The sequence below is a fragment of the Kitasatospora sp. NPDC023120 genome (assembly GCF_055560835.1).
The window spans coordinates 82,790-102,491 of sequence record NZ_JBVHHY010000025.1; the positions used below are offsets into that span (position 1 = coordinate 82,790).

At 73.1% G+C, this 19,702-nt stretch carries 16 protein-coding genes; 6 read left to right on the top strand and 10 right to left on the bottom strand.

Going from position 1 to position 19,702, the window contains the following annotated elements:
* Nucleotides 1–21: 21 nt before the first annotated feature.
* The 4 genes from ACZ3TI_RS31135 to ACZ3TI_RS31150 form a co-directional block, all read right to left on the bottom strand.
* Complete coding sequence (locus tag ACZ3TI_RS31135; RefSeq protein ID WP_465732080.1) at nt 22–696, bottom strand: DUF5825 family protein; 675 nt, start codon at nt 694–696, stop codon at nt 22–24.
* The gene (locus ACZ3TI_RS31140) at nt 677–2,596 is read right to left on the bottom strand and encodes a RiPP maturation radical SAM C-methyltransferase (RefSeq protein ID WP_465732082.1); all 1,920 of its coding nucleotides are present in this window, start codon (nt 2,594–2,596) and stop codon (nt 677–679) included. The genes ACZ3TI_RS31135 and ACZ3TI_RS31140 overlap by 20 nt, the downstream gene beginning before the upstream one ends.
* Before the next feature lie 80 nt (nt 2,597–2,676).
* On the bottom strand, nt 2,677–2,835 hold the full coding sequence (locus ACZ3TI_RS31145) for a hypothetical protein (RefSeq protein ID WP_376137929.1): 159 nt from the start codon (nt 2,833–2,835) through the stop codon (nt 2,677–2,679).
* Complete coding sequence (locus ACZ3TI_RS31150; protein WP_465732084.1) at nt 2,832–4,730, bottom strand: S9 family peptidase; 1,899 nt, start codon at nt 4,728–4,730, stop codon at nt 2,832–2,834. The genes ACZ3TI_RS31145 and ACZ3TI_RS31150 overlap by 4 nt, the downstream gene beginning before the upstream one ends.
* Nucleotides 4,731–5,109: 379 nt before the next feature.
* On the opposite strand from ACZ3TI_RS31150, the gene ACZ3TI_RS31155 reads away from it, so the two are divergent.
* Both ACZ3TI_RS31155 and ACZ3TI_RS31160 read left to right on the top strand, forming a co-directional pair.
* Entirely contained in the window at nt 5,110–6,078 is a 969-nt protein-coding gene (locus ACZ3TI_RS31155; RefSeq protein WP_465732086.1) for a cucumopine synthase-related protein, read from the top strand.
* Nucleotides 6,075–7,160, top strand: a complete 1,086-nt coding sequence (locus ACZ3TI_RS31160; protein ID WP_465732088.1) for an NAD(P)/FAD-dependent oxidoreductase — start codon at nt 6,075–6,077, stop codon at nt 7,158–7,160. The genes ACZ3TI_RS31155 and ACZ3TI_RS31160 overlap by 4 nt, the downstream gene beginning before the upstream one ends.
* Before the next feature lie 67 nt (nt 7,161–7,227).
* Here ACZ3TI_RS31160 and ACZ3TI_RS31165 read toward each other — a convergent pair whose 3' ends face one another.
* The 5 genes from ACZ3TI_RS31165 to ACZ3TI_RS31185 all read right to left on the bottom strand — a co-directional run bounded on the left by ACZ3TI_RS31165 (nt 7,228) and on the right by ACZ3TI_RS31185 (nt 13,506).
* Nucleotides 7,228–8,448, bottom strand: a complete 1,221-nt coding sequence (locus ACZ3TI_RS31165; RefSeq protein WP_465732090.1) for a saccharopine dehydrogenase family protein — start codon at nt 8,446–8,448, stop codon at nt 7,228–7,230.
* 71 nt (nt 8,449–8,519) lie between these two features.
* A complete protein-coding gene (locus tag ACZ3TI_RS31170) occupies nt 8,520–9,308 on the bottom strand; it encodes an amino acid ABC transporter ATP-binding protein (RefSeq protein ID WP_465732092.1) in 789 nt (262 codons plus the stop codon).
* Complete coding sequence (locus tag ACZ3TI_RS31175; RefSeq protein WP_465732094.1) at nt 9,301–10,101, bottom strand: amino acid ABC transporter permease; 801 nt, start codon at nt 10,099–10,101, stop codon at nt 9,301–9,303. The genes ACZ3TI_RS31170 and ACZ3TI_RS31175 overlap by 8 nt, the downstream gene beginning before the upstream one ends.
* Before the next feature lie 40 nt (nt 10,102–10,141).
* On the bottom strand, nt 10,142–11,044 hold the full coding sequence (locus ACZ3TI_RS31180) for an ABC transporter substrate-binding protein (protein WP_465732096.1): 903 nt from the start codon (nt 11,042–11,044) through the stop codon (nt 10,142–10,144).
* Nucleotides 11,045–11,511: 467 nt separating this feature from the next.
* Nucleotides 11,512–13,506, bottom strand: coding sequence for a galactose-binding domain-containing protein (locus ACZ3TI_RS31185; protein WP_465732164.1), 1,995 nt, complete (start codon nt 13,504–13,506; stop codon nt 11,512–11,514).
* A gap of 386 nt (nt 13,507–13,892) precedes the next feature.
* On the opposite strand from ACZ3TI_RS31185, the gene ACZ3TI_RS31190 reads away from it, so the two are divergent.
* The 3 genes from ACZ3TI_RS31190 to ACZ3TI_RS31200 all read left to right on the top strand — a co-directional run bounded on the left by ACZ3TI_RS31190 (nt 13,893) and on the right by ACZ3TI_RS31200 (nt 17,799).
* Nucleotides 13,893–14,618 (top strand): hypothetical protein, encoded by a 726-nt coding sequence (locus ACZ3TI_RS31190; protein WP_465732098.1) that lies wholly within the window; start codon nt 13,893–13,895, stop codon nt 14,616–14,618.
* A 51-nt stretch (nt 14,619–14,669) separates the two neighbouring features.
* Nucleotides 14,670–16,343 carry a S8 family serine peptidase gene (locus tag ACZ3TI_RS31195; protein WP_465732100.1) on the top strand — a complete coding sequence of 558 codons (1,674 nt, stop codon included), beginning with the start codon at nt 14,670–14,672 and terminating at the stop codon, nt 16,341–16,343.
* 88 nt (nt 16,344–16,431) lie between these two features.
* Nucleotides 16,432–17,799: a hypothetical protein gene (locus ACZ3TI_RS31200; RefSeq protein WP_465732102.1), complete on the top strand. Its 1,368-nt coding sequence runs from the start codon at nt 16,432–16,434 to the stop codon at nt 17,797–17,799.
* A gap of 67 nt (nt 17,800–17,866) precedes the next feature.
* Here ACZ3TI_RS31200 and ACZ3TI_RS31205 read toward each other — a convergent pair whose 3' ends face one another.
* Nucleotides 17,867–18,163 carry an antibiotic biosynthesis monooxygenase family protein gene (locus tag ACZ3TI_RS31205; RefSeq protein WP_465732104.1) on the bottom strand — a complete coding sequence of 99 codons (297 nt, stop codon included), beginning with the start codon at nt 18,161–18,163 and terminating at the stop codon, nt 17,867–17,869.
* Between the two features lie 476 nt (nt 18,164–18,639).
* Here ACZ3TI_RS31205 and ACZ3TI_RS31210 point away from each other — a divergent pair, with 476 nt between their 5' ends.
* On the top strand, nt 18,640–19,407 hold the full coding sequence (locus ACZ3TI_RS31210; RefSeq protein ID WP_465732106.1) for a hypothetical protein: 768 nt from the start codon (nt 18,640–18,642) through the stop codon (nt 19,405–19,407).
* Nucleotides 19,408–19,702 lie beyond the last annotated feature (295 nt).

Genomic DNA, 19,702 nt, shown 5'->3' on the forward strand with positions numbered 1-19,702 from the left:
GCGGCTGGGCACAGCCGGCAGCTACACGGTCAGCGACGGGAAGGGCCAGCGGCGTACCCGCATCGGCAGGAACCACGCACGGCCGGCCTGTTCGGCGATCAGACCGGCCGCGGCGAAGTCCCGGTGGACGGCGTCCGGCAGCAGGCCGAGCTCGACGCCCTCGGCCAGCGCGTCCAGCTGGGCCAGGTGGTCCGGCTCGTCGATGGTGATCAGCTCCAGCATCCCGAACCGGCGGTCGCGCACCTCGACGAAGCCGGGGCCGCGCCGCAGGACGCACTTGCTCGGGAAGTACGTGGCGCGCCAGTCGGCGAGGACGTCCTGCGGGGTGCCGGTCAACCGCTCGGGCGGGTAGAGGTGGTGGAACCACCGCTGCGCCGCGCAGCCGTCCGTGCAGTCCGCCTCCCAGAGCACGGCCAGCCCCTGTCCGGTCGCCTCGCGCAGCAGCATCAGCGCCCGCGCGGAGGCGGCCGGCGCGTCCGCGCAGAGCCGCACCGGCTCGGTCAGCCGCAGGCAGCGGACCCCGGCGCGGTGCAGCTCGGTCACCTCGGCCTGCGCCGGGCCGGGCAGGGTGCGGCGACCGAGCGCGAAGCCGGGCAACTCCCGTACGGCGGGGTCGTAGTCGAGCCAGAGCTCGACCTCCGGGCCGGCCGCGCGCCAGGCGGCGGCATCGGTCCGTTCAGCCGGTCGTGACGGCATCGAGCACCTCCTCGGTGCGGGGGCGGACGGCGGCGGGGCCGTGCCGGTGCTGCATCCGCATCAGCACCTGGTTGTCGGACTCGACAGCGACCTGCAGGTAGCTGTCCCCGTCGTGGAACAGCAGGCCCAGCGCGGTGAAACGCTCCAGCACCGGCTCGACCACCGCCGCGCCGCCGGGGACCTTGGCGGCCAGTACGGCGGCCGAGCGGGGCTGGGCCAGCAGCCGGAAGACGGCGAGCTCCACCGGACCGGTCAGCTCGACCACCCGCCAGTCGTACCCGGGGCGGGTGTTGACGAGCACGATCCGCCCGTCCGCGTCCCGGTAGCTGAGCCGGCTGTCGGGGAACCGCGCGAGCCAGGTGTCCACCGCCGCGCTCAGCCGCTCCGCGAGGGCACCGCCGATCCCGCGCGGGGGCGCGGTGAACACGTAGGCCAGCTCGTTGAGTTCGCTTTCCGGCAGGCGGTAGGTCGCACGGTACTGGAAGGCCGGGCGGGTGATCGCGAAGCCCAGCTCGGGGCGGTCGAAGTACGGGCTGAACCGCTCGATCGCGATCCGCCCCGCTCCGGTCGGCGGGTCCAGGTGGTGCAGTACGGGCAGTTGGCGGATCACCGACTCGTAGTCGTCCGGCTGCTCGCCGGGGAAGCCGTAGAGGTAGTTCCAGGTCACCGAGACCCCGGCGCTCTGCGCGTCCCGCAGCGCGCGGACGTTCTGGCAGCCCGTCACCCCCTTGTCCATGATCCGCAGGACCCGGGTGCTCAGGTTCTCGATGCCGGGCTGCACCTGCGCCGCGCCGGAGTCGCCGAGGAGCTGGAACTGGTGGCGGCGCAGGTTGGCCTTGATCTCGAAGTGCAGCCGCAGATCGACCGGGAGTTCGGCGAGCGACTTCAGGACGGTGTCGAAGTAGCCCATGTCCAGGATGTTGTCGACCACGTAGACGTCCAGCAGCTGGTGGCGCTCGGCGAGCGTGAGCACCTCGGCGAGGAAGTCCGCCGGCGGCTTGGAGCGGAACTCCATCGAGGAGCCGTTGAGCCCGCAGAAGGTGCAGTGGTGCTTCTCGCCCCACCAGCAGCCCCGGGAGCCTTCGAGGACCAGCTTGGGATCGACCCAGCCGGACGCGACGGAGGCGTCGAGCCGCTCGTAGAAGCGGTCGTAGCGGGGCGTCAGGATCGCCGAGGGCGGCAGCGGACGCCGCGTCATCTCGTTCGCCGTCGACGTCCCGGAGTCGTCGCGCCAGCACAGCCCGGGGACGGCGGAGAGGTCGCCGCCTGCCAGGAGTGCCGGGAAGGCGGCCTCGCCCTCGCCGCGCACCACGTAGTCCAGGAAGGGGAAGTTGCGGTGCAGCGCGGCGCCCTGCGGACCGTCGCAGTTCGCGCCGCCGAACACGGTGCGCACCTGCGGGCACCGCTCCTTGAGCAGCCGCGCGGCGGCGAGGCTCGCGGTGTTCTGCTGGAAGGTGGTGGTGAAGCCGACCAGGTCCGGTGGGTCGGCGGCGAGTTCCTCGACCAGTCGGGCGATGAAGGCGGGGGCGATCGCGCGGGCGGCCCGGGTGAGTGCGATCTCCTGTTCGCTCGCGCCGTTGGCGGCGAGGTACTCGAAGTAGCTCGCGAAACCGGTCTCGCTGCTGTCGCTGTCGCTGTCGTCGCTGGGGCCGTCGTCGCCGTACAGCGCACCGGCGAAGGCCCAGTCACCCGCGCCCTGGAAGTAGGACTTCTCGGAGAAGTACTGGTAGTCGTCCGCACCGAAGCCGGCGGTCTCGGCCGCCCAGTCCACGAAGTCCAGGTTGGCGTACCGCACCTCGACCTGATGGCCGGCGCGGGCGGCGGCGGTGTGCAGGATCCCGAGCGCCAGCGACGGCACGTCGATCGCGCCCCAGGGCATGTGCAGCAGGACGATACGCATGGTGGCCGTTTCTGTCGTTCGCAGGCGGGTCGGCGAGTACCGCTCCGGGGCACCGCAGGGTGCCCCGGAGCGGCGGAGGATCACTTCTTGGACTCCGGCTTCGGCTTCGGCTGCCCCTTGAGGGCAGGCGCGACCGGCGCGGCCTTGGTGATGTCGAGCGCGAAGTTCTGGACCACGACGGCGCCCCGGTCACGCTCCGGGGTGCTGATCGGGTCGTTCTGAATGCTGCGTCGCTTCATGGCTGTTCACCTCCTTCCACCAACTCGGCGGGTACCCCGGGGCGATCGCCCCGAGGTGGTCGGGGGAGCGGTGCCGGCCAGGCGTGCCCGGCGAACCGGACCATCGCGGCCAGCACCGACCGGTGGTCGGCGGTCCGGCGGCTGTAGTGGCCGCCGTCCACCCAGAGCAGCTCGTGCGGCACCGACAGCCGGCGCAGGTCCGCGGCGTACCGGGCCACCTGGCCGGGCGGGCACCGTTCGTCGGTCCGCGAGGCGACGAGCAGGACGGGCGAGCGGACCTGGTGCACGTACGACCGCGGGTCGGCCGCACGGTAGCGCTCGGGCACCTCGTCCGGGGTCCCGCCGAAGAGCTGCCGGTCGAGCTCGCGCAGTGCGGGGGTGGTGGTGCGGTAGGCGTCGGGGTAGTCGGCGATCGGCTGAGCCGCCATGCCGAGTGACCACAACTCCGGCTGCGCGCCGATGGCCAGCAGGGTCAGGTAGCCGCCCCAGGAGAATCCGCACAGGCCGGTGCGCTCCGCGAGCGCCGTACCGTCGGCGACCAGCTCCGCGCGGACGGCGGCGAGGTCCTCGATCTGCGCCAGCCCGACCCGGTGGCCGTACTCGTGCTGCCAGCGGGCGCCGTAGCCGGTGGAGCCGCGGTAGTTGGTGCGCACCACCGCGTAGCCGTGGTCCACCAGGACGTTCACCCGGGGGTCGTAGGAGTCCCGGTCGTGGGTGGCGGGGCCGCCGTGCACCAGGAAGAGGGTCGGCCACGGGCCCTGCCCCGCCGGGGTGCTGACGAAGCTGTGGATCCGCCCGTACGGCCGGGGCGTCCGGCGTTGGCTGCGGGAGGTGTCGCCGCGGTCCGGCTGGAGGGGGTCCGGCTGGGGGTGGTCCGGGCCGGGGTGGTCCGCCGCCTCCGCGCCGGGGCGCAGGACCAGCGGGCGGGGCGGTGTCGACTCCCGGCTCCAGACGCAGTGCAGGGTGCCGTCCGGGGCGCAGGACAGGTCGTGGATGGTGCCGCCGGGTGTGCTGATCTCGCGGGCGGGCAGCTCGTGTTCGGCGCGTCCCGGGGCTGCCGGCTCGTGTTCGGTCGGCGGGTCGAGGTCGGCGAGGAGCAGCCGGCTCTGCCCGGCCCGCTCGTGCTGGATGAGCACCCCGCGCGGTCCCTGGTACCAGCCCGCCGATATCTGCGAGTCGAAGGACGGGCTCGGGTGCCTGCGCAGCCCCGCGCTCGCCCGCCAGGTGGCGAGGGTGTACCGCTCGTCCTCCTCGACCACCAGCAGCAGTTCCGGCTCGAGCGGCGCGAGCGGGTTGAACTCGATCGGCCAGAGCCGCAGTCGGCGGCCCCCGGCGAGCCGCAGTGGTCCGTCCGTCCGAGCATCCGCCCGGGTGTCTGCCTGAGGGTCCGTCGGCCACAGGACCACGGCGTCGTCCCCGTCGGGCTGCCCGCCGAGGGCGAGCAGCCGCCCGTCCGGCGACAGGTCGGCCAGGCTCAGGTACCCCGGCGCCGAGCCGATCAGCCGGGCCTCGCCCGCGGGCGGTCCGACGTAGCAGTGCGAGGCGCCCTCGACGCCGACCGCCACCGCCGCGAGCGCTCCCGTCCGGTCGAAGGCGACGCCGTACGCCCGCCCGGGCGGCACGCCGTGCAGCGCCGCGGAGGCCGTCCCGCCGGTGAACGGCTCGCGCTGCCACCGCCCTTCGCCGGCACCGTCGGCGTCGAACCACCAGATGGCCTCGCCGTCCGGCTCGATCTCGCTCAGGTGGACGCCCCCCGACCGGTCGGTGACCACCCGGCGCCGGCCCGTCCGCAGATCCCAGGCCACGGCCTGCCAGCGCTCGTCGACGAGCCGGGTCTCGACCGCGCGGTCGCCCGCCAGCGCGGCGAAGCCGGGGGACTGGAACGCCTGCGTCACGGGTCCTGCCCTTCCGGCTCGATGGTGGGAACGGGCTGCGCTGAACGTCCGCCGACCACCGGACCGGTGTGAAGGTCCAGTGAACCGGCGTGAAGAAAAGGTCACTTGTGGAGGGCTGCGGCCACTCTAGGGGGGTGCTGTTGACGGCGAACAGATGTTTCGCACGGTTGGCCGAAAGGCGGCTGGGGTGAAGCGGAACAGTTCCTGTCACACCGTCAGGCGGCCGCCGACTTCCGGCGATTCCGGCGATTCCTCACCGAACCGGACCGTCCGCGGGTGTGCGGGATCCTGCGGAAAGTGGCCGTGTGCACCTTGTGCGATCATCAGCCGAACACTCCTCCTGATCTTCATGAGATCTCGCCGAACGAAGGAGAACTCCTTGGCAGCGACGTCTTCCGGCCGCCGAATCGAGATCGCCTGGCCCGACATCGGCATGACCGTGACCGCGGAACTCGACGCCCGCAACCCGGCTCTGGCCGATGCGCTGTGGGAGGCGCTGCCCTACCGCAGCCTGCAAGGACACGCCCTGGTCGCCGGAGCGCACCTCTACCACGTGGCGCCGATTCCCTCGCTGCTCCACCTGCCCGCCGACCACCGGATCGCCGACCGGCGCGAAGCGCCGGACGGGACGGTGTTCTGTTCCGCGCTCCAGCACCTGGGCATCAAGTACGGCACGCTCACCGAACCGATGGCGGCCTCTCCGGTCGGTCGGATCCTCGAGCAGGACATGCCCGCCCTGGCGGAGGTCGGCAGCGCGATCTGGGACGCGGTCTACACGACGAAGAAGCCGATCACGGCCGAGGTCCGGAGGAAGGGCGAGCCGGGCGGCCACCGCATCCCGCGCCTGCGCGCCTCCGACCGGGACGCTGACGCCCTGATCGCCGACATCCACGCCGAGACCGAGAGGACCTGGCTGACGGAACCGGCCGAACTCGGCGGGATCCACCGCGGATCCATCCCCTCCGGAGCCGGCACCTTCGAGACCGTCCTGCCCACGCTGCTGTTCGTCAACGGCGAGCTCCGCCCCCTCGGCTACGCCTCCTACGGCGGCCTCGTGCGCGCGGCGGCCGAAGGCATGCCGATCGGAGCCCTGCGGCACATGGCGCGCCTGCTCGTCAGCGCCCCCGCGGAATTCCTGGGCTACTGCGGCCTGGAGAAGCTCTGGCACTTCACCCGCAGCTTCCTGGCCCAGCTCGACGCACTGGACCGCGCGGACTTCCTGGCCGTCACCAGCCAGCTGGCCCTCTACATCAACGGCCTCGGCGGCTGGAACCTCCACCTGTACCCGTGGGCGACCGGCGACCACCTGCGCCGACAGCCGACCGGTCCGAGGGGAGAACAGGCATGAGCACACTGCCCGCGCGCGCCGGCACGGTCGTCATCGGCGGAGGACTGATCGGGACCTCGATCGCCTGCCACCTCGCCGAGACCGGCGAGAGCACCGTGCTCCTCGAACGGTCCGCCCTCGGATCCGGCTCCTCCGCGTCCACCGCGCACGTCGCCCGCACCTACTTCCCCGGCGATCCCCGCACCGGCTCCCTGGCCGTGCGCAGCGTGCGCGCCTACCAGGACTTCACCGCCCGTACTGCGACCGACCTCGGACTGCGCCGCGTCGGGTTCCTGGTGCTGTTCGACGCGGCCGAGCAGGTGCAGGAGTTCAGGGACGACCACGCCGCACAGCGGGCGGCCGGGGTGGACGTCTCCCTGCTCACCCCGGCCGAAGCCCGGGCGCTCAGTCCGCTGATCGACCAGCGGTCCGTCGTGGCCGCCGCATGGTCGCCGGAAGCCTACGACTGCGACCCGGCCGCGGTCGTACGCGGCTACGCCGCGGCAGCCCGGGCCGCGGGAGCGCACCTGGCCACCCACACCCCCGTCACCGCCATCGGCACCGCCGGGCGGGTCAGCACGCCCGCGGGCGACGTCCTGGCCGACACCGTCGTGTGCGCCGCGGGGCCGTGGTCGCGTGAGGTGGCCGCCATGGCCGACGTCGACCTGCCGGTCAGCACCTATCCGGTGGAACTCCTGCTCACCGGTGTGCCCGCCACGCAGCTCGGCACCCTCCCGATGACCCTCCACGCCACCACGGGCCTGCGGATCCGGACCTGGCAGGACCGTGTGCTCGTCGGCATGGGAGGCCCCAAGCGCGGCGAAGGCCGGACCGGGTGGCTCGCCCGCGTCGCCCGGCAGCTCGGCACCCTCTACCCCGCGCTGGACGGCATCGGCCTGCACCGGGGCTGGAGCGGAGCCTTCGACGCCACCCCCGGCAACACCGCCCTCATCGGCGCCCACCCCGACCGCCCGTTCCTGTGGGCGGCCGGGTTCTCCGGGCAGGGCCTGTGCCAGGCCCCCGCGGTCGGTGAGACCGTCCGCGACCTGCTCGTCGACGGCCGGGCGCGGCAGGGCGGTTCCGCTCGTCGAAGGCGGGCATGAGGGTCCGGAACCGAACCACACGGTCCACGTCGGGCGGGATGCCGCCGCTGCCGGCCGCTGCCGGCCGCTACCGGCCGGGGGCGGTCGTCGGGGGAGTGTCCAGCACCCGGAAGGCGATGCCCGCCGCGACCAGCCGGTCGATCAGCGGTCGGCCCATCGCCACCGCCGTGGTCAGCTGGCCCGACACGGGCGGCAGGTCGTCGTACGCCAGGCAGAGCGCCGACTCGGCCAGCATCTTCGCGGTCTCCTGGTAGCCGGGATCGCCGCCGGACACCTCGGTGAGGACCGTCCGCCCGCCCTGCGCCCGCGCCACGAAGCGGACGGCGAACCAGGACCGCGCCCGCTGCTCCGCGCTCGGCCCGTCGCCGGGCTTGCGCAGCCGCCCCAGGGCCCGGCGCAGCAGCGGCAGTTGGGCGGCGAGGGCGAGCGCCGCCACGGCGGCGACACCGCCGACGGCGATCGGCAGCCGCCGCACCGCCGCGTAGTGCGCGTAGCCGAAGTCCGGGCCGTACTCGTCCAGGGCGGCGGCCGAGCGGGAGACCACCTGAGGGTCGATCGAGGGCATCGGCACCGCCCAGGCCCTGGCCGCCCGCGATCGGTGCGGTCGGCCGACCGGGGTGCGGACCAGCCGTCCCTTCGGCCGGGGCTCCACCGCGCGGCGGGCCCGGGCGGCCCGAGCCATCGCCCGCGGTCGGGAGAAGGCCGTCATCGCCGAGGCGAAGGTGCCGCCGGAGACGGTGCCGCCGGCGCGGACGAAGCCCTGGACCGAGACGCGCCCGGCCGGTCCGCCGCGGCGCACCAGCTCCTCGACGGTGAACAGCACGCCGAGGTCGTGCGGCACCGAGTCGAAGCCGCAGGCGTGCACCAGCCGAGCGCCGGTGGCCACCGCCCGCTCGTGGTGCCGCAGGTACATCCGGTCGACGAACTCCGGCTCGCCGGTGAGGTCCACGTAGTCGGTGCCGCTGTCCGCGCAGGCCGCGACCAGCGGCTCGCCGTGCCGCAGGTACGGCCCGACGGTGGAGATCACCACCCTGGCCGAGCCGGCCACGGCGCGCAGCGCCTCGCCGTCCGCGGCGTCCGCGACCAGCAGCGGGAGCTCGGCGCAGCGCGGGTCGATCCGCGCCAGCCGCGTCCGGACGGCGGCGAGCCTGCGTTCGTCCCGCCCGGCAAGTGCCCAGCGGCAGCCCTCCGGCGCGGCCCGGGCCAGGTACTCGGCGGTGAGCCCGCCGGTGAACCCGGTGGCACCGAACAGGACGAGGTCGTATGGGCGGGGCTCGGCCATCAACATTCCCTACTCGCGGGTAATCGACTGCGCCACGCTAGGAGCCCGCCGTGGCACTGTCAACGGCTCTCCCGGGCTCAGAGCACGTCCGCCAGGAACTGCCGCAGCCGTGGGCTCCGCGGTGCGTCGAAGACCGCCCCGGGCGAGCCGGACTCGACCACCACTCCGCCGTCCATGAAGGCCACGGTGTCGGACACCGAGCGGGCGAAGCCCATCTCGTGCGTGACGACCACCATGGTCATGCCGTCGCGGCCGAGGTCGGCCATCAGCGACAGCACGCCCTTGACGAGTTCCGGGTCCAGCGCGGACGTCGCCTCGTCGAAGAGCATCACCCGGGGCGCCATGACCAGGGCACGGGCGATCGCCACGCGCTGCTGCTGTCCGCCGGACAGCAGTGCGGGGCGTACGTCGGCCTTGTGCCGCAGCCCGACGAGGTCGAGCCGGTGGAGGGCGGTCTCGGTCGCCTCCTCGCGGGAGAGGCCCCGGAGCTTGCGGAGCGGAAGCGTGAGGTTGCGCAGGACGCTCATGTGCGGGAAGAGGTTGAACTGCTGGAACACCATGCCGACCTGTCGGCGCAGCTGGTCTGGATCGCGTCGCAGGACGCTCTCCCCGTCCAGCAGGATGTCGCCGCGATCGGGCTCCAGCAGCCGGTTGATCGTGCGCAGCAGCGTGGACTTGCCGGACCCGGATGGACCGATCACGGAGAGCGTGTGTCCCTCGGGCACGTCGAGGTCCACCCCGCGCAGGATCGGGGTGCCGCCCAGGGACAGGTGGAGGTCACGGGTCGCCAGGCTGACCGGGGCGAAGGGTGCGCCGGTGCGCAGGCCGGTCGCCGGGGCGGCGTCGGTGGGGCGGTGGTCAGACACGCGCCGCTCCTTCGGTTGCGGGGGCGGATCCGGGCGCGGGCAGCGAGGTCGTGGTGGTCCGGTCGCCGTCTCCGTCCCTGCCGGCGCTCCGGCGCCCGTGGCGCAGCCGCCGGTCGATCACGTTGACCAGGTGCGTCAGCGGCACGGTGAGCAGGAGGTAGAACAGGCCGGCGAGCACCAGCGCGGACTCGTTGCCGGTGGTGGCGGCGGAGTCCTGTCCGATCCGGAACAGGTCGCGCTGATCGGCGGTCAGCCCGAGGAAGTAGATCAGGCTGGAGTCCTTGATCAGTGCGATGAGTTGGTTCACCCACGCAGGGAGGACCCGCCGGACGCCGAGCGGAAGGATGACCAGCCGCATCGCTGCGGCGTACGAGAAGCCGAGCGCGCGCGCCGCCTCGAGCTGGCCCGCCTCCACGCTCTGGATCCCGGCGCGGAAGATCTCGCCGAAGTAGGCGGCGGCGATCAGGGAGAGCGCGAGGATCCCCAGCGGGTAGGGGTCGGGGCCCCAGATCTGCATCCCCTGTGGCGCCAGCCCGACACCGATCAGCAGGATGGTGACCGCGGCCGGGAGGCCGCGGAACACGTCGGTGTAGACCCGGGCCGGCCAGCGCAGCCAGCGCGTCCGGGCGATGCCGGCCACGGCCAGGAGCAGGCCCAGGACCGTGCCGATGACCGCCGAAGTCGTCGCGAGGATCAGCGTGTTGGGCACGCCGGTGGTGAACAGGTCGGAGATCGCGGAGCGCATCGATCCCCAGTCGAAGAACGTTTCCGCCAGCGTGCCCAGCTGGTCCACGTCGGCCTCCTTGTCGTCCGTTCCGGTGGCGGGTCGTGGGTCAGGGCGTCGCGGGCGCGGCGGTCGGCGTACCCGTGGTCGGGGCAGCTGCCTTCACGGGCGGGTAACCGGCCGAGCCGCTGCCGGGCTTGAAGCCGTCCGGCACCGGTCGGCCCGGGTAGTACTGCTCCTGGAGGCGGGTCCACGTGCCGTCCGCGATCACTTCGTCAAGGGCCTTGTTCAGCGCGGCGAGCAGCTGCGGATGGTCCTGGGCGACGGCGAAGGCGGTCGGTGCGGGGCTGAGCTGCTTCTGGACGAGGACCACCTTGCCGCCGCTGTCCTGGGCGCTCTTCTCGCCGATCTCCGCAGGCGAGATCCAGGCCTCCGCGGTCCCGGCCTTGAGCTGGTTCAACGCGCCGTTGTAGTCGGGTACGCGCACCGGGTTGAGGCCGTTCTTGGTGGCGTAGTCGTCCTGGACGGTCCCCTGGACGACCACGACGCGCTTGCCGGTGAGCTGGTCGAAGCCGCTGATCGGCGAACCGGCGGGGACGTCCAGCCCGAAGTAGCCGAAGTCGTAGCCGTCGGTGAAGGCCACCGTCTTCTTCCGGGCTTCGGTGACGGTGATGGACGAACTCCCCACGTCGAACTTGTGGTTGGCGACCTGCGACAGCAGGGACGAGAAGTCCGTAGCGGCGAACTCCACCTTGAGCCCGGTCTTGGCGGCGACGGCGGCGAACAGGTCGTTGTCGAAGCCGGTGAACTTGCCGTCCTTGAGGTACACGTTCGGCGGCGCGTCCGAGAGGGTGCCGACGCGTATCGTCCCCGGAACGGACAGCCCGTACGGATCGTCCGCGGACTTGGCCGCCGAGGAGCCGCCGCCGCAGGCGGTGAGCGAGGCGAGGGAGACGACGGCAGCGAGTGCGGTGAGGAGAACCCGGCGCGGGCCCATGGAGGCTCCAGACATGGTGACGGTGAGGGAGCGCGCGGCCGACCCGCCCAGGACACACGGGGACCGGGTACCGGGGCACGGCGGACGGCAGCGCACAGCCGCACGGATCGGTGCGGCAACGCAAGGGGGGAAGGCGGAACAGCCAGAAAACGGAAGGAGGCAAACGCCCGGCGTCAGAGCCGAAGAAGGGCGCGCGTCAGCAGCTGGGGCGACAGCTCATCGCCGTCACACGGCGCAGGTCGACATGCCTGCGCGAAACGAGGTAACCAGCCATGCGGGCACTATGCGTGGTGATCGTCGGCGGAGTCAAATCGTCCACCGGACGGAGCGGATCCACGGCCGACGGAAGCCGCCGTCCCGCTGCGCGGCTCCGTCCCCGCCGTCATCACCCTGGACGGCAAGTACCTGCCCACCAAGCCGTTCTGACAGCCGGACGGGGCGGGGGAACCGTGTGGATCCCCCGCCCCCGTTCAGCCGTCGAGTCAGGCGCTGTAGACGCCGACCTCGTGCAGCGAGTAGCCCCACTGGGTGCCGCGCTGGGTGCCGTGGACGCGGAGGTAGCGGGCCGGGACGCCGGGAAAGCGTGCGGTGTCGAGGCCGCCGTCCCCGGTGGTGGTGGACCACACCGACCGCCAGCTGCTCCCGTCGGTGGAGACCTCGATCCGGTACGCCCGTCCGTAGGCGCGTTCCCAGTCCAGGGTGACGCGCCCGACCAGGGCGGTGGAGCCGAGGTCGACCTGGAGCCACTGGTCGTCGCTCCACTCGCTGGCCCAGCGGGTCGACGGGTCGCCGTCGACCGCCCGGCCGGGGGCGTAGCTGACGAACGGGTTCCACCACTCGGTGGTGCTGGCCGTGGCCGGGCGGCCCGCGGCCAGGTCGACCGTGGACCGGTGCTGCTCCGAGGCCCCCCAGGTGGTGAGGTAGGACTCGGCGCCGCGGAAGAGGTCGTCCACCACGCCCTGGCCGCCGACCTGCCGGATGTCCTCGATCCAGTCCGGTACCAGGCCGTAGTGCGCGGCGCCGTCCGTGTTGATGTCCCAGGTGCGCGAGCCGGTGGTCTGGCGGTCGACGAGGGAGCCGCCGTCCTGGCTGCGGAACGGGTAGCGCACCGGGTTGGGGGTGTTCGCCCCGCGCGGTCCGGGCCATCCGCCGACGCCGTTCATGTCGGTGCCGTAGCCGTATCCCACGTGGTACTTGTCGCGCAGCGCGTCGGTGCGCTTGGCCTCCGCGCTGAACCCCTCGGCGCCGTTCATGTACTGGGCGACGAAACCGCCGAGCTTGTAGACCCGCTCGATCCAGTCGAGGTCCATCCAGCTGTGCGAGGACAGCACGCCCGGATAGGACTCGGACTCCAGGATGTCGAAGGAGCGCCCGGCCGCTTTGACGCTCATGTGGTCGACCTCGAGCATCATCTTGCGCTTCATCAGCCCGCGCACCGCGTACTCGCCGAGGTCGGTCAGCCCGCGGCTGTTGCACTGCGCGTCGCCGGCGTAGGCCGGCACCGCCACTCCCGCCGGGAGCTGCTGCTGCGCGGCGGGCGCCGGGGCGAGCCCGATCGGGTTGTCGTGCTGCGGCCCGGCGCACTTCTCGGTCTTCCAGAAGGTGCCGGTCGAGAGGAACTGGCCGACGTTGATCGCCGTGCCGAGCGCGCCCTCGTCGAAGCGCACCCCGCAGAGCGCGTTGTCGAACTTGTGGCAGAGGAACATGCTGCGCACGCCCAGCCCGTACAGCTCGTCCAGGCCGCGGTCGATGTCGGCCTTGCCGCACTGGGGGACGTCGAGGATCTGCTTGCAGCCGAACGGCTCGGAGGTCTCCACGCCGAGGACGACGGCCAGCTTGCCCTGCTCGACCACCTGGCGGGCCTGGGCGCTGTCGGTGACGATCCGGAACCAGCCCTTGCCCGGCCCGCCGTACATCGTGTCGACGTAGGCCTGCAGCTCGTAGGTCTTCTGCGCCTGGAGGCGGATGGAGGTCATCTCGTCGCAGCTGCGGTCCTTGAAGAAGTAGACCGAGCAGATCACCCCGTTGGTGACCAGGTCGTTGACCAGGACCCGCTGGCCGCCGCGCCAGGCCCGTTCGATCCAGGCGTAGTAGTTCTGCTGGTGGGTGAGCGAGTCGTGGGCCGGCCAGTCCTTGAAGGTCGGCCAGCCGACCGGGTCGTGCTTGCCGTCGCCGCCCTTGGTGATGAAGTCGAAGATGGCGAGCGAGCCGTCGGGGTAGTGCTCGGGGCAGTCCTTCAGCGCGTCCGCGACCCCGGCTTCGGAGAAGGCCTTGCCGCAGATGAGCCGTCCGCCGAACGCCTCGTTGGCCATGATGTGGTCGTGCGCGTCGACGAAGCCCCGGACCTTCCCCTGGGCGTCGGTCCCGCGGAACGGCTCACCCGTGACGCCGATCTGCGAGTCGGGCGCCGGCCGGGCGGTCGGATTCCACCAGCCCGGCTCGCCCGGCGCCGCGGGCGCCGCAGCGGCGAACAGCATGGCGGCCAGGGTGAGGAGCGCGGCCAGGAGCGTGACGAATCCGCGTCTGCGGTGGGGGAGTCGGTGCATGGTCACCACCCGTGTCCGAGGTGAGGGGGTGGCGCGGCCGGGCAGCGGGCACCGTCCGGGGCGCGCGGACCGACCCGTCCGGGCCGGCTGTCATGCACCGCGCACTCGGTGTGACGAGAATCGCCACTGTTGGACTGGGAGTCAATAGCTGTGCGCGGACTCGGGCGCCGACGGTCCGTTCCGGACGGGTCGGATCCCGCGGTGCCCGGCCTCCGCGCGTGCCGGCCGGGCTGCTCGACGCGCCGATGTCGGCCGCCTCTGGCAGGCTGATGGGGCGGTGCCGAGCGGCACCGCCGCGCGCGAGGAGGTCCGTACGGATGTCTGAGCGGAACCCGGGGCGGAAGCCGGGCCCGGACGAGCGTCGGGCCCACACCGCGGCGATGCGGGCGGAGGCGGCCCGCCGGGAGCGGCGCCGGCGGCTGCTGGTGCGCGGCGCGATCGGCCTGGTCGCGCTGGCGGTGGTCGGGGGGATCGCCACCGTGATCGCGACGAACCAGGGCTCGCCCGGTTCCTCCCACGGCATCCCGGCGATGCCACGGACCACGGCCGAGGGCCGCACCACCCCGCCGCCGTGGGACGCGCCGAGCGACGTCGCGGCCGCCGTGGCGGCGGCCGGGCTGCCGATGCTCGGCACGGAGGGCACGGCGCTGCACATCCACACCCACCTGGACGTCCTGGCGGACGGCAAGCCCGTCGTGGTGCCCGCGCTGATCGGCGTGGACGAGAGCGCGCAGAAGATCAGCCCGCTGCACAGCCACGACACCAGCGGCATCATCCACGTCGAGTCGCCGGTGCACGCCGACTTCAGCCTCGGGCAGTTCCTCACCGAATGGCAGGTCTCCGCCTCCGCCGACCACCTCGGCGGCCTGAAGACCGACGACACCCACACGCTGAAGACGTACCTCAACGGCAAGCAGGTCGACGGCGACCCGGCCGCGATCCTGCTGCACGACCACGACGAGATCGCCCTGGTCTACGGGACCGCCGCCGAGAACGCCGCCGTTTCGGTGCCGAGCAGCTACACCTGGCCGAGCGGACTGTAGCGCGGTCCGGCGCGCACCCGCCGCGAAGTCGCCGAGGAGACGGGAACGGTCATGGCGTACGAGCCCGAGAGCCCCTTCCGGTCGCCCATCGTGGGCGACCTCAACATGCCCCCGTCCGACCAGCCCCCGTCCGACCAGCCCCCGTCCGACCAGCCCCCGTCCGGCCCGTCCCGGCCCGGGATCGCGCTCCGGGCGGCCGAGACGGCCGACGCGGACCGGCAGGTGCCGATGCTGATCGAGCTGAACCTGCGCTACCCCGGCGGGCTGGAGGTGGTCCGCGACGAGTTCTACGCGCTGTGGGGGCGCTACGCGGGACGGTCCGGCGGGTGGTGGCCGGAGGAGGTCACCTCGGGGAGCCACGTGCAGCCCGAGGTGCCGCAGGGGCTCGCACTGGTCGCACCGAAGCTGTACCAGACCGTCCTCTCCCGCGAGGACCTCCGCGAGCTGGTGGAGGACGACCGCCGGTCCGCCGCCCGGAGCGGGCGGCCGCCGACCGTCTTCCGGGTGTGGCCGGACTACCCGCTGCACCCGCAGATCGACCGCTCGGCACCCACCGTGAAGGCCAACGCCGCCTGGCGCGCCTACGACGCGCGCGGCAGCGGGATCGTGTGGGCGGTCATCGACAGCGGCATCGACGCGACCCACCCGCACTTCTCCGGGCTGGAGCTCGCCGCCGAGGGCCGGGGCGAGGAGCTGCCGCAGGGGCGGACCAGCCGGCTGCACCGCGACTTCAGCTTCCTGGTGAACCCGGACGACCCCGCGGCGCAGCCGCCCGCCGGGGCGGCGGACCGGAACCCGGCGTCGCCGCTCGTCGACGACAGCGGGCACGGCACGCACGTCGCCGGCATCATCGCGGGTTGCACCCCGGACGGTATGACGCCGCGGGTGGCGACGCCGGACGAGCCCGGGGACGGCGGATTCGTCGCCAGGGCGGGCGCGGACCGGCTGTCCGGGATGGCGCCCGCCTGCGAGCTGGTGAGCATCAAGGTCATGCGGCTCAGCCGCCAGGGCACCTACGTGACCTCCTCCAGCGCGGTCATCCGCGCGCTGACCTATCTGCGGACCGAGGTCAACGTGGATCCGGCGGTGCTGCGCGTGCACGGCGTCAACATGAGCCTCGGCTGCGAGTGGAGGCCCGACCAGTACGCCGCGGGCCAGTCGCCGCTCTGCCAGGCCGTGGGCCAAGTGGTCGCCTCCGGCGTGGTCGTGGTGGTCTCCGCCGGCAACTTCGGTGCCCGCAGCGCGCCCCGGGACACCGCCAGCACCTCCGCCATCATGGGCTCGATCACCGAACCGGCACACAGCGAGGACTGCATCGCGGTCGGCTCCACCCACCGGGACGCGCCGCACGCGTTCGGCGTCACCTGGACCTCGGGAAAGGGCCCGACGCTCGACGGGCGGATGAAACCCGACGTCGTGGCGCCCGGCGAGTGGATCGCCTCGGCGGCCAGCGGCAACGTCCGGGCCACCGCCGGGCTGACTCCGGCCCCGGGGGACCCGCTGCCGGAGAGCCTGCTGACGTACGCCGAGCAGTCCGGCACCTCGATGGCGGCGCCGCACGTCTCCGGCGTGATCGCCGCCTTCCTCTCCGCCCGCCCGGAGTTCATCGGCCGACCCCGGCAGGTCAAGACCCTGCTGACCGCCTCTGCCACCGACCTCGGCCGGGAGCGGTACGCGCAGGGGGCGGGCCTGGTGGACCTGATGCGGATGCTGGCGAACGTCTGAGGGGCTGCCGGACTGCCGGACTGCCGGACGACCCGATTGGCGGACCGACGAACCGACGAACGGACGGCCACCCGAAAGGTCAAGTGCGATGAGGCGACTGCCGACCAACGAGCCCGTGTGGGACCTCACCTTCGACGAGAAGGGGGTGCTGACCGCACCGGCGGCGAACGACTTCCTCGACGAGGTGACGGCCGAGGGGGTGCAGGACCTGTTCGTGTTCAGCCACGGCTGGGGCACGGCCGACCAGGCCGCCCGCGAGCTCTACGACACGATGTTCCCGCTGATCCGGGAGGCCGGGAGCGCGGCGGCGAACCTCGGCACGGTGGGGTTCGCCGGGGTCTACTGGCCCTCGCTCTGGTTCCCGCCCACCCCGGCGACCCCGCCGCCGGCGGCAGCCGCGCCGCAGGCGGGGGATGGTGCGGTGGTGGACCTCAGCGCCGGAACGGCGGCCGTCTCCGGGGCGGACATCGCCGCGTCGCTCGGCAAGGGCTTCGCCGACCCGGCGCAGCAGCGGACGGTGGCGGAGCTCGGTCGGCTCATCGACGAGGGGGAGGCGGCGGTCGGCGCGGGCGAGACCGATCCGGACAAGGAGCAACGCCTGCTGCGGATCCACGAGTTGATGCAGTCCCTGGTGCCGCCGCCCGCGCCCGGCGGCGAGTTCGAGGACTCGGGCGAGACCGCGCTGCTGCTGGCCGCCGATCCCAGGACGGCGTACCAGGCCGCCGCCGAGGCCTTCGGCAGCGTGCCGCCCGGCTCCTCCGCACAGGGCATCGGCGACTGGTTCCGGAACGCCGTGAACGGAGCGAAGGACGCGTTGCGGGTGCTCTCCTTCTCGATCATGAAGGCTCGGGCCGGCGACATCGGCCGGGACGGCCTGGGGCCGCTGCTCGCCACCCTGCACGGCCGCGCGCCCGGTCTGCGGGTGCACCTGCTCGGCCACAGCTTCGGTGCCCGGCTGGTCTCCTTCGCCCTGGCCGGCGTCGGCACGCCCGCCGACAGCCCGGTCACCTCGCTGCTGCTGATCCAGGGGGCGTTCTCGCACTGGTCCTTCGCCCACGCCCAGGACAACCCCTTCGGCAGCGCGGGTGCGCTGAACACCTTCGTGGACCGGGTGCGCGGCCCGCTCGTCTCCACCCACAGTGTCCACGACTGGGCGGTCGGCGTGTGGTACCCGAAGGCCTCGTTCCTCGCCCGCCAGGACTCCGAGGCTGACGCCGCCGGACGCTGGGACGGCATGGGCGCGGACGGGTACCAGGCCGTGGCACCGGCCGAGGACCGGGTGATGCCGGCCGACGGCGGCACCGACTACGCCTTCGCACCCGGCACCTTCTACCGGGTCAACGCCGCCGCCGTCATCAACCACGTGGACGGCGAGCCGTTCTCGGGCGCGCACTCCGACATCCGCAAGCCCCAGGTCGCCGCGCTCGCGGCAGCCGCCGCCGCGGCACACGCGTAGCCGGGGCGGCGGCGGCTCGACCGACCGTCGGCCGACAGGGGGTGATCGCGCGGTCGGCGTGCGGAGCTCAGGAGGTCACGACGTTGAACGCCTCGTAGATCCTGGGCTCGCTCTCGGGCATCCCGGCCTCCCGCATCAGCGGCGCGAGCTTCTCCACGAACCGGCGGAACGCGTCCTCGGACTCCCAGACGTCCGTCACGTGCCAGCCGCCCGGGGTGGGGCCGGCGCAGTGGGAGATCAGGCCGGGGACCGGCCAGTCCGCGGGCGACTTCACGCCGCCGCGCCCCCCGGTCATCCTGTCGGTGACCGCCTCGTACTGGGCCTGGGTACCGCCCGGGATGTCGAACACCACGATGATGGCCATGCTGGACCTCGCTTCCGATGGACCGACGTTGGTCGCTTCCCAGCTGACCAGCCCGGCCCACCGCGGGCACGAGGAGCGCGGCCATACGGGGTGCCGTCGGGTGCGGGGAGGCCGGACCCGACTTTTCGGTTATCGCGGCGACGGTCGGCGGTCTCCTGTACGGCGGGGTTCGGATGCCTTGCGGGGTTCCGGCCGTCGGCGGTGATCCCGCGTCGGCTGTGACCGGGCCCGGCCACCGTGTCCCGCTCTGCGCGCGCCCGTCCCGGCGCGCTCGTACGGAAAGGCCCCCGCCGGTGTCCGCTTCCCCTCGTTCCCTCTCCCGTGGCTGGGTGCTGGCGTCCTGCGTGCCAGTCCTGCTGCTGCTCGGGCTCGTCTCGTGCGGCTCGCGAACCCCGGGGGCGGGCCACGGCGCGATGGCGACGACGACGCCCGGTGCCGCGCCGCCGGGCGCGCAAAGCATGCAGGGAATGCCAGGGATGCCAGGGATGCCGGGGACGGCGGACCTGCCCGCGGTGGCCCGGGGCCTCGACGCCGAGAAGGACGGCTACCGCCTGGAGGCCGCGGCGGCGGAACTGCCGTCCGGGCAGGCGGTCGGCTACTCGTTCGCCGTCACCGGTCCGGACGGCAGGAGAGTGACCGACTTCGCCGTCCACCAGACCAAGAAGCTGCACTTCTACGCGATCCGCGCCGACCTCACGGGCTTCCAGCACCTCCACCCGGCGATGGCCGAGGACGGCACCTGGACCGCCGACCTGTCAGCCCTCGCCCCGGGCAACTGGCGGCTGTACGCCTCGTTCCTGCCGAACTCCAGCCCCCACCGGTCCACGGAGCTCGTCCTCAGCCGCACCGTGACGGTGCCCGGGGACGCCGCCGCGCAGCCGCTGCCCGCCCCGGTCGGCAGCACCACCGTCGACGGCTACACCGTCGCCCTCCGCAGCGAGCCCAAGGCCGGTGCCCACCAACTCACCGCCACCATCAGCAAGGACGGCCAACCGGTCACCGACCTTCAGCCCTACCTGGACAGCTACGCCCACCTCACCGCCTTCCACGAGGGCGACCAGGCGCTGGCCCACCTCCACCCGATGGACGCGGCGGCCACGGCAGCCACGGCGGCCGGGGACCACGGCGGACCGACGCTGACGTTCTACGCCCTGCTCGCCGAGCCCGGGAACTGGCGGGTGTTCCTGCAGTTCCAGACGGCCGGCCGGCTGCACACCGCGGAGCTCACCCTGAACGTCGCCTGACGCGGGACCACCCCGGGGCCCGTGCCTCGTCGCGGCGGCCCGGTGCCGGGTGTGGAGTATCCGGTGCCGCGCGGTAGCGATACGTGGATATGACATGTACGCTGCGTGTCGCTGGTGAAACAACAGGCGGGCCTGGACGCCACTCCGTGGGGGGAGTCACGCCCAGGCCCGGTCGCCGGCCAAGGGCCCGGTTGCGCTCGTGGGGGAGCTTCAGCCGGGCCCGTCGGTGGGCTATGGATGGTATGCCCCGTCGGACGGTGTTTCAGTCATGACAACCCGTCGGTCCCCCGGTCGT

Bases quoted from the DNA above. Each gene is read 5' to 3' on its own strand.
- ACZ3TI_RS31140 (WP_465732082.1), bottom strand. From the start codon at position 2,596: ATGCGTATCGTCCTGCTGCACATGCCCTGGGGCGCGATCGACGTGCCG.
- ACZ3TI_RS31160 (WP_465732088.1), top strand. From the start codon at position 6,075: ATGAGCACACTGCCCGCGCGCGCCGGCACGGTCGTCATCGGCGGAGGA.
- ACZ3TI_RS31195 (WP_465732100.1), top strand. From the start codon at position 14,670: ATGGCGTACGAGCCCGAGAGCCCCTTCCGGTCGCCCATCGTGGGCGAC.
- ACZ3TI_RS31135 (WP_465732080.1), bottom strand. From the start codon at position 696: ATGCCGTCACGACCGGCTGAACGGACCGATGCCGCCGCCTGGCGCGCG.
- ACZ3TI_RS31200 (WP_465732102.1), top strand. From the start codon at position 16,432: ATGAGGCGACTGCCGACCAACGAGCCCGTGTGGGACCTCACCTTCGAC.
- ACZ3TI_RS31165 (WP_465732090.1), bottom strand. From the start codon at position 8,448: ATGTTGATGGCCGAGCCCCGCCCATACGACCTCGTCCTGTTCGGTGCC.
- ACZ3TI_RS31210 (WP_465732106.1), top strand. From the start codon at position 18,640: ATGCCAGGGATGCCGGGGACGGCGGACCTGCCCGCGGTGGCCCGGGGC.
- ACZ3TI_RS31190 (WP_465732098.1), top strand. From the start codon at position 13,893: ATGTCTGAGCGGAACCCGGGGCGGAAGCCGGGCCCGGACGAGCGTCGG.
- ACZ3TI_RS31180 (WP_465732096.1), bottom strand. From the start codon at position 11,044: ATGTCTGGAGCCTCCATGGGCCCGCGCCGGGTTCTCCTCACCGCACTC.
- ACZ3TI_RS31205 (WP_465732104.1), bottom strand. From the start codon at position 18,163: ATGGCCATCATCGTGGTGTTCGACATCCCGGGCGGTACCCAGGCCCAG.
- ACZ3TI_RS31145 (WP_376137929.1), bottom strand. From the start codon at position 2,835: ATGAAGCGACGCAGCATTCAGAACGACCCGATCAGCACCCCGGAGCGT.
- ACZ3TI_RS31185 (WP_465732164.1), bottom strand. From the start codon at position 13,506: ATGCTGTTCGCCGCTGCGGCGCCCGCGGCGCCGGGCGAGCCGGGCTGG.